Raw genomic sequence first — 11,842 nt, forward strand, 5'->3', positions numbered from 1 at the left:
CTCCCCGTATGTCACGACACCGGTCATCCTGTAGACGTTCCGTTGTTGGTAACCACAGCGCTGCGTTGAATTGTTACGAGCCGATACCAAACGACTCATCGGAGAGCGCTGTCAAAGCAATCATGGCTGCTAGATGACGTCATAGTCGAACAACAGATCCTGCAGCGGGCTTGTTGCATGGTACACGCGACCGCGACCATGCGGCCTGTTCCGTTCAGCGATCAAATGTAGATTCTTCCTAGCGCGCGACGCGAGGACGTACAACAGCTTGTTCGCGCTCTCCCAAGGCGCTGGGTCAGCAAAATGCGGCAAGATATCTTGCAGTAAACCGTAGGCAATCACAGTGTCGTATTCGAGCCCCTTCACACCATGCACTGTCGATACCGTGATGCCTGTTCGCTCGCGAAAGACGCGTCGGAAAAACTCGATGTCCGCAGCGAACGGTGCGCCGTCCCGAGCTAGCCGATCAATACGAACCTGCGAGCTTTCGAAAAAAGCATCCCACTGGTCGGCCAACTCGATGAGGGCCCGGTAGTCGATACCCAGCAGCTCCATAAGACGGTCGAAATACATTGCTAAATGCACCAGACCATCTTCTTCGTCGATATCGATCGCATTCGAGGAGCGCAACAAGTCGCGAGCAGTGATCTTCCTCGGATTTACCCCATAATTTACGAGCTCATCAACTATGTCACGCGCCCATCGAAGCCGACGTATATAAAGACCCGGAGACGCTTCTGTGAGCGCTACTCGTGCTACCTTGTACCAAAAGTTGTCTTGATCCCTTGAAAAAGGCACCAAACCCGGTCCATCAAATTGGTACTGCGGCAGGCGAGCTACGAGAGTGCGCGTCATGGAAGCGAGAAGAATCCACCATGGCGCCAAAACGCATATGTTCCGAGGCTCAATTCCCCGTTCGGAAACATTATATTCAATCAACCGCGCGAGTTCATTTGGAAGCTCCTCGACGGAGACCTCGTCATTAAAGGTCACCAAACTGGGATATTCCCTGCATAACCCCGCAGCCTCAATTAGCGTTCCTCCAATGTTAAAGTTCTCGAAAAACTCAATAACACGTTTTGAAGATCTAAAATTGCGAGTAAGATTTTTCAGCTCTATCTGCTGGCCAATTAACGCCGATAGTTCACTGACCGCAATCGCATATCCGCCTAAAGAGGTAAATATCTCTTGATTGGGGTCGCCCACAACCAGCGTCCCGACGTTACCGTCGCCTTCGCGCACAACCGACATGAGTATTTCATACTGAATGCGCTTTGTATCTTGATACTCATCAACGGCAATGAAGCTGAACAGATTGCTCAGTACTTTCCGGATGGAAGACTGGCCGACGATAAGATCGCGAGCGTACTGAAGGATCATTTCAAAGTCGATTTTTCCGCCGGCATTCAGTTCGTCGAAATACTGTGAGAGGACGCTGTGGATCGCAGGGTGTTTACGGGTGTCCAAACATGACAGTTCGTAAGAGCCGCCGACAAAATAATATCCGCAGTCATAGTAAGTCAGTTGCGCGCTCCGGCACAAACGCGAAATTATTGCTTCACTGTCGTGCGAGTTAACTATGCTAAATCCGCGCGCCAAGTGAGGATGGTAGATTCGGTAAGGCCTCAAAATCCATTCGAGGCAAAATGCATGAATCGTCCCTATCCAAAGCTGATCAGTATCAACACCCAGATCGCGGATACGGTTTTCAATCTCTTCCGCAGCTTTGTTAGTATAAGTTATCGCGACGACAAACTTTCTATGCGACTCGAGCTTTTCTAGCTCTTGCGCGATCTTATACGTAAGTGTCCGCGTTTTTCCACTACCAGGACAAGCGACTACAAATACATTTCCCGGGTAGTTTATAACATCGAGTTGCTCTGTAGTCAGTTCTCCGCCGGAATCACTACTCACAGCTGCAGTACATCTCTAAGAAAGTGTTTACAGAGTCAGATGGAATGAGCCTCTGAGTAGCAATCTTTATGTCGGCCAGTTCGATCTCGCGACGCCGAAATGACTCTGCACATTCGACGAGCTCATCTCGGGCGTCTTGCGAGTCGCTCTCCGTTAGTTCGAACTTCTGAAGTCGATATTTCAGGATGTTATACGCTGATTCGACGTTAAGTCTTGGATGAGCAAAATGAAGCGCCGAAAGAATGTATTGTGGAATCACAGTTGTGTGATCGACCTTTCCGCCAAGCAGAATTGCAAACCATCCCTTACCCATTGCGTTTGCCATCTGCAGTACTCGTCGACCGAATACGGCTACGTCACCACTTTCGATTGCACTTTGCGCCGAGGCCCTGGTGCCCGGATCTGTATAGACATCCGACACAACAGAAGAAACAAGCGTCGAGTTACCTGCGCTGATGAGGTCCACTTCGAACGTATGAGCCGCATAGAACGTCGCCAGCCACGGGTTATCCGCGATAAATTCGCTCAACACTTCCATGCGCCTGGCGCCGGCCGCCGCCGAGCGTTTCGCTTGTTCGCGAAACCTTTTGAGTCTCTCATCGTCTCCCGACACGGGATCTGTATCGATGACGGCCGTATCTGAGTCGGTAAGTATGCTACAACGCCGTTTGATTCGCGAGTTATGAAACAGAGCTGCAACATTCTGGAATCCAGTGCTACGAATATTAATTAGACTGATACCCAATTCATCAATCCCAACCCCCAATACCTCACGCACGAGTGTCGGTATAAGAATTTCCTCCGCGTCACCCTCGACGAGTATCACGCTCTTCGCGAATAACAAGTTGCTTCGAATAGCGTCCAGATAGCGCTCCATGTTGCGAACTTGAGATGAGTCCAAACCAGTTGACGGCTGATACGCGTCGCAGGCAACTCCCGACCTTCCGAGGATATTCATGCGACTGATGCTGCTAACCTCTGAAATCTGAGCGGAGTGGGTTGAATAGATAACTTGGGTGTCAGTGTAGTCGATGCGGTCAAAAAGCGTCTTTTGGATGTGTGTATGGATATGTGCTTCCGGTTCCTCGATTAATAGAAAGTTCGCAATCTTGTGGCGGGCCTTTGATATCTAAATTCAAGAAGTTTTAACGTTAGGTAGATCAAGTTGGCGCCACCCAAACTTAATTCGTGAATTTCTCCCTCATATTCCTCGCCATGCTCGCCGAGATATAGTTTGAGAGATTGAAATAGCCTATCAGCTTCATCCGGAAGATCCGATTTGATTGAAAGCGACGACGGTGAGTATGCGGCACCGACAGTATCCATGACGGTTTGTTGGATATCTTGTCGAACATCGGCGACGTCTGGCAACTGCTCAATTTTTCGGTTCAATTCACGGGCCTGATCGGTAACTACGGCAAAGTTAAGCTTATTAATTTCGCCACTTTTATGCTGCAACAGTGTCTTAAGTGGGTTGGTTCGATTGTGTCGAAATTCCTCGATCACATCTCGGAGAGCTTGGATGTAAGTAAAAGATATCTCTTTAGCGACCGATAACTGCTTCGGAAGACGAACACCGATCGCTTCCGATTCGAGGTCGTCGCTAAACTTCACCGCGTTGAAGTCCCCTACAATCGAGTTATATGTTTCAGGATCATCGAATCGCGCAGCGCTTCGGCCAGTAAACAAGATCTCATAATCATCACTAGTTATGGTATTGCGGATCTCATCGAGGGTGGTCCGATCACCCTCGACGAGGCTTGCGAGCCTCGTCCGGATGTCTTTTGTTGGTCGATAAATGAGGCTATATGTCGATCGGTCGATCGGGCTTGCCTCGATATTGCCAGTGCCATGCACGAATAACGCTTGTACAGATTCATCGGCGGAGATTTGCGAAAACTCTACGCTTATTATAATCCAGTGTCCTCGCCAGTCGCCTAGTCCACGATGGAAATCGTTGCTACGTATTCTATACGCAGAAGCAAGAAGATTTGCATCAAGCAAAAGGCGCAGTGCGCGGAACACATTGCTCTTCCCTGAGCCGTTTTCGCCAATGATCGTGTTGATACCGGCTTCAAAGTTGAGACGTGCGCTGCTGAAATTGCGGTAGTTGACTAAGGTCAGGCTAGAGATGTGCATTTTCCGTCCATTGTTTCCTCCGCGTTGATCGGCAGGCAACTAGCGCCCTGCCCCAGATCGGGTCGCGGGATCGGTGCGCTAAGCGGCTGTGACCTCAATAAACCCCCGCTGCCGTTTCCTCCCTCGGTCTAGGCAAGTCAGGCGGAACCGATGGCGGTGAGGAGGACGCCAGCTGCGGCAATTAGCGCTTCCGCGACTACATGCCCTGAGGCCCCCTGTGGGTCGTTCTCGTGCCTGTGACGCAGCCCGATTCGTCGATGCGAGAGCGTATTGCGTTGACCGGTTGATCGCATCGGAATCGGGAAAGTTCGTGTGGATGTTGCGTGTTTTGACCAACTGCTTATCGCATGAATTCCCCGGGCCACCTGGCCGATGCGCTGCACCCCGGCGGCCAACACCGCGTAGTACTCGTCGCCGTCGGCCCGTGTGATGCGAAGCACACTGCCGACGGCGAATCCGGGCAGGCCCGGCGCCCTGGTGCCCCGACCGCGGATCCGTGGCGGCGCGATCGGCGGCGCTTCCGGCATGGCATTCAGCAATGCCTCCGAGACAATTAGCGGTGAGCGGCCCTCGATGCGCAGCGCGCGGACCGCGGCGGCGTCGTCGAGGTCGACCATCGCCCGGTGACCGTCGTAGAGCAGGTAGGCGGGCGAACCGGAAGCCGGGGCCACCAGGATCGCGTGTCCGGCGGCCAGACGGTGCACCGCCGGCGCCTCGGAGCGGCGGCCGATGATGACCGTCGTGGTGCTAGCGCCGGTGCTAGCGCATATCGACCAACCCGTATCCCCCGGAGACAGCGGCGTGCCGAGATATTGCGGTGCGCCCGGAATGCCCAGCAGCGGGCCGCGTTTGGTGGCGCCCAGGTCGGCTTCGGTGACCGCCTGGGGTGTGGCAGCCGTCGCCGCGATGAGCCGGGCAGAGGCCAGGTTGAGCAACGGATGCCACACATCGCCCACACGGACGAAGAGGGCACCCGATTCCCGGCTCACCACGATCTGCGCGCGATCCAGCGCTACCTGCGGTCGCAGCAAACCGAGAACCGCGCAGCCCGCCACGACGATGGCCGTGAGGACGCACCCCAGCGCCAGCGGCCCCGAGCGCGTGCGGGAAGGAAGCCCGGTCCCCCGGATGTCTTCGCCCAGCAGCGCGCTTTCGGTGCGCCGCAGCAAATACCGATACGCGCTGACTTGCAGCCACGTAGCCGGCTGATGCGGCACCTGATCTCCTGACCCTGAAAATCCGTTAGCGGCCACGGTAGGCGGCCATTTCGGAGCGCCGGAGCGGTTATCCACAGGCCGTAGGAGTTTCGGCACGTCACGATTTGGGTAAAATTGCGCGGTGAAAACTCACCGTGTACGTACCCCTCGGGCGGGCACCGCGCGGTCAGCTGTTCGTTGGGTTGGCCTCGGCGCTTCAGCCCTGCTCACCGCTGTCGGCCTGCTCGCCACCCCGGCCGCGCCTCTGGCGCACGCCTTCGACTGCCCGGATGTCGAGGTCATCTTCGCCCGCGGCACCAACGAGCCCGCCGGCCTGGGCAAGGTCGGTGACTCCCTCGTCGACTCACTGAAGCAGCAGACCGGGCTGAACATCCTGCCGTACGGAGTGAACTACGCGGCCAGCAAGCTGCAACTGCACGGCGGTGACGGTGCCAACGACACGATTGACCGCGTCAAGAAGAGCGTGGAGACATGCCCCAACACGAAGATCGTGCTGGGCGGCTACTCGCAGGGCGCCTCGGTGATGGACATCGTGGCCGGTGTACCCATCGGCGGCATCAGCTGGGGCAACAAGCTGCCACAGCAGTACGCCAACAACATCGCCGCCGTCGTCACCTTCGGTGACGTGGCCGACCGCGCCGGCGGCACGCTGCCCAGCCAGAGCGCGATGCTGGGCTCCAAGGCCGCCGACTATTGCAACCCCAACGACCCGATCTGCCACGCGGGCCAGGGCAACGAGTGGAGTGGGCACACCGAGGGCTACGTGCCGGTGTACACCACCCAGGCGGCGTCGTTCGTCGCGCAAAAGCTGGCGGCCGCCGGTGTCGGTCAGCAGTCCCCCGCGTTCGGTCCGCCGCTGGGCCCCACCCCGCAGCAGCCAGGTTACGGCCAGCAGTCGCCGGTATACGGGCAGAACCCGCCCGGGTCGTCGGGTCCGTCGATCCACGGCGGCACCGGCACCGCTCCGGCGCCCGCGCCGTCGCTGCCCACACCCGCGCCCGCTACGGACTTACCGCAAGCACCTCTCGTCTAAATCGTTACCGTCGGGTTATCAACGCCCCCTTAACATCGCTGTGTGAGGCTTATCCCGTTAGGGCTGGGCATCGGAATTGGCGCGGCTGGCGCGTTATTGGTTGCCCCCCAATTGGTTCCGCATGCGTCGGCGTCGTGCCCCGGCGTTGAGGTGGTGTTCGCCCGGGGCACCGACGAGCCGCCCGGTGTCGGCAAGGTGGGCGGTGCGTTCGTCAGCTCGTTGCGCGAGCAGACCCGCAAAAGCGTTGGTGCATATGGCGTGAATTACCCGGCCAGTAAGGACTTCCTGGCCGCCACCAACGGCGCCAACGACGCCAGCACACACATCCAGCAGATGGCCGCCAACTGTCCCAACACCAAACTGGTGCTGGGCGGATACTCGCAGGGCGCCGCCGTCGTCGACATCGTCACGGCCGCACCGGTGTCCGGCCTCGGCTACCGCCAGCCGTTGCCGCCCGCGGCCGCCGATCACGTCGCCGCGGTCGCCCTGTTCGGCAACCCGTCCGGCCGGGCGGGTCAGCTGATGAGCGCCCTGTCCCCGAATTTCCTGGGCAAGACCATCGACCTGTGCAACCCGGGCGACCCGATCTGCTCGAGCGGCATGCAGTGGAGTTCGCACTTGAGCTACGTCCCCGGATTGACCAACAGGGCAGCGAATTTCGTCGCCGCCAGGCTGTAACCGCTCAGTCGCGCGAGCGGATATCCCGGGTGATCAGGTTGCGCGCCGCCAGCTGGTCATCGGGCGGATAGTCGACGCCGACCAGCGACAACCCGTGGGCGGGCGCGGCCGCGAAGTCGCTGGAACGCTCTGTGGCGCTGAGCAATTCGTGGCAATACGAGACGGGCCGGCGGTGTTCGCCTACGGCCAGCAGCGCGCCGACCAGCGAGCGCACCATCGACCAGCAGAACGCGTCGGCGCTGACCTGCGCGGTGATCAGGTCGCCGTCGCGGGTCCACTCCAGCCGCTGCAGGTCGCGGATGGTGGTGGCGTTCTCGCGGTGACGGCAGAACGCGGCAAAGTCGTGCAGTCCCAGCAGGTCTCGCGACGCGGCGGCCATCGCCTCGACGTCCAGCGGACGCGGCCAGGCGGTGACGTAGCGGGCCTGTAGCGGCTGCACGCCCCACGGCGCCGTCGAGATCCGATAGACGTAGTGACGCCGCAGCGCCGAGAACCGGGCGTCGAAACCCGCAGGGGCGCGGCGTATATCGACGACCCGGACATCGGCGGGCAGGAACCGGCCCAGGCGGCGCAGCAACGGCAGAAACTCGGGTTCACCGACGTGCGGCGCACGCGGGTAGGCATTCGGCAGCGCTTCGAGCGGCACGTCGGCGTGCGCCACCTGTCCGGTGGCGTGGACTCCGGCGTCGGTGCGTCCCGCCGCGCGCAGCCGCACCGGCGTGCGAAAGACCGTCGTCAGCGCCTCGTCGAGAACTCCGGCCACGGTCCGCTGGCCGGCCTGAGCGGCCCAGCCCGCGAAACCTGTTCCGTCGTAGGCGATATCAAGCCGCAGACGGACGTCTTCGCTAACTCTCGTCAGCCTCGTCGTTCGCCTCGGCGGCTTCGGCTTCCGCCCGCGCGGCCACGGCCTTGTCGGCCTTGTCTTCGGCTTCGGCCTGGGCCTTGGTCGGCTCGGCCTCGGTCGTGGTCTCCTCGACCTCGGCCGTGGCCTCCCCGGCCGTCGGGCCGACGGCTTCATCAGGCTCGACAGCCGCCTGAGGTGCCGCCGCCGCCGCGACAGGGGCGTCGGACTTCTTGGAAGCCTTCACCCGACGAGCCCGATCTGCCTCGGAGGTGACCGTCTTCTCCCGCACCAGCTCGATCACGGCCATGGGCGCGTTGTCGCCCTTGCGCGGCTCGACCTTGATGATGCGGGTGTAGCCGCCGTTGCGGTCGGCGTAGAACGGACCGATCTCCGCGAACAGGGCGTGCACCACGTCCTTGTCGCGGATCTTCTTCAGCACCTCTCGACGGTTGTGCAGCGCACCCTTTTTCGCGTGGGTGATCAGCTTCTCCGCGTACGGCCGCAGCGCCCGCGCCTTGGGCTCGGTCGTCTTGATCCGGCCGTGCTCGAACAGGGAGGTGGCCAGGTTGGCGAGAAGCGCCTTCTGGTGCGAAGACGACCCGCCGAGGCGAGGTCCCTTGGTGGGCTTGGGCATTGCGACTATCTCCTAAATGGGGCCGGTCCCCGTATCAGGTAGGACCGGGACGACAATTCTTTTTACAGCTGTTCGGTTTCCGCGTAGTCCTGGTCGTCGTAGGACGCCTCGCTGGACCAGGTGCCGGTGGCGACGTCGTAGCCCGCGACCTGCGAGGGGTCGAAGCTCGGCGGGCTGTCCTTGAGCGACAGGCCCAGCTGGTGCAGCTTGACCTTGACCTCGTCGATGGATTTCTGACCGAAGTTGCGGATGTCGAGCAGGTCGGACTCGGTGCGGCTGACCAGCTCGCCGACGGTGTGCACACCCTCGCGCTTGAGGCAGTTGTAGGACCGCACCGTCAGATCCAGGTCGTCGATCGGCAGCGCGAACGACGCGATGTGGTCGGCCTCGGCCGGCGACGGCCCGATCTCGATGCCCTCGGCCTCGACGTTGAGTTCGCGTGCCAGGCCGAACAATTCGACCAGGGTCTTACCCGCCGACGCCAGCGCGTCGCGGGGGTTGATCGAGCTCTTGGTCTCGACGTCCAGGATCAGCTTGTCGAAGTCGGTGCGCTGCTCGACACGGGTGGCGTCCACCTTGTAGGTGACCTTGAGCACCGGCGAGTAGATGGAATCGACTGGGATGCGGCCGATTTCGGCGCCCGAGGCGCGGTTCTGCACGGCCGGCACGTAGCCACGGCCGCGTTCGACGACCAGCTCGACCTCGAGCTTGCCCTTGTCGTTCAGCGTCGCGATGTGCAGGTCGGGGTTGTGCACGGTGACACCGGCGGGCGGGACGATGTCCCCCGCGGTGACCTCACCCGGGCCCTGCTTGCGCAGGTACATGGTGACGGGCTCGTCCTCCTCGGAGGACACCACCAGGCTCTTGAGGTTCAAGATGATCGCGGTGACGTCTTCCTTGACACCCGGCACGGTGGTGAACTCGTGCAGCACGCCGTCGATGCGGATGCTGGTGACGGCCGCACCCGGAATCGAGGACAGCAGTGTCCGGCGCAACGAATTGCCCAGGGTGTAACCGAATCCCGGCTCCAGCGGCTCGATGACGAACTGGGACCGGTCGTCGGTGAGGATTTCCTCCGACAGTGTGGGTCGCTGAGAGATCAGCATGGTGTTTCTCTATCTCCTTCTCGGCACCCGCTATTTGATGCCGTCAAGACCTGCACCGGGTTGGATGCAGGGGGTCTTTACTTCGAGTAGAACTCGACGATGAGCTGCTCGCTGAGCGGCACGTCGATCTGCGCCCGCTCGGGCAGCTGGTGGATGAGGATGCGCTGACGCTCCCCAACCACCTGCAGCCAGCTCGGGATCGGACGGTCGCCCGCCGTCTCCCGCGCGATCTGGAACGGCACGGTGTTCAGCGACCCGTCCCGCACGTCGATGATGTCGTACTGCGACACCCGGTAGCTGGGGACGTTGACGTGCACGCCGTTGACGCTGAAGTGCCCGTGGCTGACCAGCTGACGCGCCATCCGGCGGGTACGGGCCAGGCCGGCGCGGTACACGACGTTGTCCAGCCGGCTTTCCAGGATGCGCAGCAACTCCTCACCGGTCTTGCCGGATTGCCGGGAGGCCTCTGCGTAGTAGCGGCGGAACTGCTTTTCCATCACGCCGTAGGTGAAGCGGGCCTTCTGCTTCTCCTGCAGCTGCAGCAGGTATTCGCTTTCCTTGATCCGCGCGCGGCCGTGCTGGCCGGGCGGGTAGGGACGCTTCTCGAAGGCCTGGTCGCCACCGACGAGGTCGGTGCGCAGCCGGCGCGACTTGCGGGTGATGGGTCCGGTGTAACGAGCCATGGTTGTCTTCTAGACCCTTCTGCGCTTCGGCGGGCGGCAGCCATTGTGCGGCTGGGGGGTGACGTCGGAGATCGCGCCGACCTCCAGGCCGGCGGCCTGCAGCGACCGGATCGCGGTCTCCCGGCCCGAACCCGGGCCCTTCACGAACACGTCGACCTTTTTCACGCCGTGTTCCTGCGCCTTGCGCGCGGCGTTCTCCGCGGCCAGCTGGGCCGCGAACGGGGTCGACTTGCGGGACCCCTTGAAGCCGACGTGTCCCGACGACGCCCAGGCGATGACGTTGCCCTGGGGGTCGGTGATGGTGACGATCGTGTTGTTGAAGGTGCTCTTGATGTGGGCGGCACCGTGGGGGATGTTCTTCTTTTCCCGCCGGCGGGTCTTCTGGCCCTTCTTGGGCGCCGCCGCGCCTGCCTTCTTTGCTGGTGGCATCGGGGGTTACCTGGCCTTCTTCTTGCCGGCGATGGTGCGCTTGGGGCCCTTGCGGGTGCGCGCATTGGTCTTGGTCCGCTGACCGCGCACCGGCAGGCCGCGGCGGTGCCGCAGGCCCTGGTAGCAGCCGATCTCGATCTTGCGGCGGATGTCGGCCTGCGTCTCGCGGCGGAGGTCACCCTCGACCTTGAGGTTTGCCTCGATGTAGTCACGCAGGTGGGTCAGCTGGTCATCGGTCAGATCGCGGGTCCGCAGGTTCCGGTCGATGCCGGTAGCTGCCAGGATCTCGTTCGACCGGGTCCGGCCGACGCCGAAGATATAGGTCAGCGCGATCTCCATCCGCTTGTCACGCGGCAGATCGACGCCTACTAGTCGAGCCATAGGTGGCGTTTCCTCTTTTTCTTAGCGGAGGTCTGATCCCAGCCCGTTCCCGCAACCCCTGTGGAGTTCCCAAAAGGTTCGCGGGGCCCGGCCTCCGTCCGGGCGTGGATGAGCTAGCCCATCTCTATAGATGCCAGCCGCTCACTGGTGCTGGGAGGTCTGCATTCAGTTGTGTTGGGGCTGGGCCGGATTAGCCCTGACGCTGCTTGTGGCGCGGATCGGAGCAGATCACCATGACCCGCCCATGCCGACGGATCACCCTGCACTTGTCACAGATTGGCTTGACGCTCGGGTTCACCTTCACGGCTGTTCGATCCTGTTCTGTCTATTCGTAGGTGTTGTAGATCAGGCGCTTTTACTTGTACCGGTACACGATGCGGCCACGAGACAGGTCGTAGGGAGACAACTCCACCACCACCCTGTCCTCCGGCAGGATGCGGATGTAGTGCTGCCGCATCTTGCCGCTGATGTGGGCAAGCACCTTGTGGCCGTTCTCCAGCTCAATGCGGAACATCGCATTGGGCAGAGGCTCGACCACCCGGCCTTCCACCTCGATGGCGCCGTCCTTCTTGGCCATAACTAGTTAAGAATCCTCGTCATATAGTTTCGTTCTCGTCTGCGCCTAGTCGACGCGAACAGTGCACCGACTTGGAACGTGAGCCGGTGACAGGAAATTCCTAGGGACTTGGCACACAAAAAGTCGGCGCGGATGCCGCACCGTTGTTCCACGATACCTGGTTATTCCGCTCCACCAAAATCGCTGGCGGCGGACATGCGGCCGGCC

General features: G+C 60.7%; 13 protein-coding genes and 2 pseudogenes. 2 read left to right on the plus strand and 13 right to left on the minus strand.

Annotated features, from left to right (window positions below):
* Nucleotides 1-129: 129 nt before the first annotated feature.
* The 5 genes and pseudogenes from MTY59_RS03065 to eccB form a co-directional block, all read right to left on the minus strand.
* Nucleotides 130-1,914: a UvrD-helicase domain-containing protein gene (locus MTY59_RS03065; protein WP_221044374.1), complete on the minus strand. Its 1,785-nt coding sequence runs from the start codon at nt 1,912-1,914 to the stop codon at nt 130-132.
* Complete coding sequence (locus MTY59_RS03070; RefSeq protein WP_250160707.1) at nt 1,907-2,791, minus strand: ATP-dependent endonuclease; 885 nt, start codon at nt 2,789-2,791, stop codon at nt 1,907-1,909. The genes MTY59_RS03065 and MTY59_RS03070 overlap by 8 nt, the downstream gene beginning before the upstream one ends.
* 159 nt (nt 2,792-2,950) lie before the next feature.
* Nucleotides 2,951-3,043, minus strand: a pseudogene (locus MTY59_RS27880) (hypothetical protein); the annotation flags it as partial.
* The gene (locus MTY59_RS03075) at nt 3,004-4,053 is read right to left on the minus strand and encodes an AAA family ATPase (protein ID WP_221044375.1); all 1,050 of its coding nucleotides are present in this window, start codon (nt 4,051-4,053) and stop codon (nt 3,004-3,006) included. The pseudogene MTY59_RS27880 and the gene MTY59_RS03075, both read right to left, overlap by 40 nt.
* 284 nt (nt 4,054-4,337) lie before the next feature.
* A pseudogene (eccB, locus tag MTY59_RS03080) lies at nt 4,338-5,270 on the minus strand (type VII secretion protein EccB); the annotation flags it as partial.
* A 121-nt stretch (nt 5,271-5,391) separates the two neighbouring features.
* On the opposite strand from eccB, the gene MTY59_RS03085 reads away from it, so the two are divergent.
* Both MTY59_RS03085 and MTY59_RS03090 read left to right on the plus strand, forming a co-directional pair.
* A complete protein-coding gene (locus MTY59_RS03085; protein ID WP_221044376.1) occupies nt 5,392-6,303 on the plus strand; it encodes a cutinase family protein in 912 nt (303 codons plus the stop codon).
* 42 nt (nt 6,304-6,345) lie between these two features.
* Nucleotides 6,346-6,981, plus strand: a complete 636-nt coding sequence (locus MTY59_RS03090; protein ID WP_221044377.1) for a cutinase family protein — start codon at nt 6,346-6,348, stop codon at nt 6,979-6,981.
* A 4-nt stretch (nt 6,982-6,985) separates the two neighbouring features.
* Here MTY59_RS03090 and truA read toward each other — a convergent pair whose 3' ends face one another.
* From truA to infA, 8 genes are all read right to left on the minus strand, one after another.
* Nucleotides 6,986-7,840, minus strand: a complete 855-nt coding sequence (truA, locus tag MTY59_RS03095; protein WP_221046237.1) for a tRNA pseudouridine(38-40) synthase TruA — start codon at nt 7,838-7,840, stop codon at nt 6,986-6,988.
* The gene (gene rplQ / locus MTY59_RS03100) at nt 7,827-8,459 is read right to left on the minus strand and encodes a 50S ribosomal protein L17 (protein WP_221044378.1); all 633 of its coding nucleotides are present in this window, start codon (nt 8,457-8,459) and stop codon (nt 7,827-7,829) included. Before rplQ ends, truA begins: the two co-directional genes overlap by 14 nt.
* Nucleotides 8,460-8,521: 62 nt before the next feature.
* Nucleotides 8,522-9,565, minus strand: coding sequence for a DNA-directed RNA polymerase subunit alpha (locus MTY59_RS03105; protein WP_067129339.1), 1,044 nt, complete (start codon nt 9,563-9,565; stop codon nt 8,522-8,524).
* A 77-nt stretch (nt 9,566-9,642) separates the two neighbouring features.
* Nucleotides 9,643-10,248: a 30S ribosomal protein S4 gene (gene rpsD, locus MTY59_RS03110; protein WP_221044379.1), complete on the minus strand. Its 606-nt coding sequence runs from the start codon at nt 10,246-10,248 to the stop codon at nt 9,643-9,645.
* Nucleotides 10,249-10,257: 9 nt separating this feature from the next.
* Entirely contained in the window at nt 10,258-10,677 is a 420-nt protein-coding gene (rpsK, locus tag MTY59_RS03115; RefSeq protein ID WP_067101453.1) for a 30S ribosomal protein S11, read from the minus strand.
* 6 nt (nt 10,678-10,683) lie between these two features.
* On the minus strand, nt 10,684-11,058 hold the full coding sequence (gene rpsM, locus MTY59_RS03120; RefSeq protein ID WP_221044380.1) for a 30S ribosomal protein S13: 375 nt from the start codon (nt 11,056-11,058) through the stop codon (nt 10,684-10,686).
* A gap of 190 nt (nt 11,059-11,248) precedes the next feature.
* Nucleotides 11,249-11,362, minus strand: a complete 114-nt coding sequence (rpmJ, locus tag MTY59_RS03125; RefSeq protein ID WP_003879483.1) for a 50S ribosomal protein L36 — start codon at nt 11,360-11,362, stop codon at nt 11,249-11,251.
* Nucleotides 11,363-11,413: 51 nt separating this feature from the next.
* Complete coding sequence (gene infA / locus MTY59_RS03130; protein ID WP_003418601.1) at nt 11,414-11,635, minus strand: translation initiation factor IF-1; 222 nt, start codon at nt 11,633-11,635, stop codon at nt 11,414-11,416.
* Between the last annotated feature and the right edge of the window lie 207 nt (nt 11,636-11,842).

Origin of the sequence: Mycobacterium senriense (assembly GCF_019668465.1) — a bacterium.
Classification (GTDB): domain Bacteria; phylum Actinomycetota; class Actinomycetes; order Mycobacteriales; family Mycobacteriaceae; genus Mycobacterium; species Mycobacterium senriense.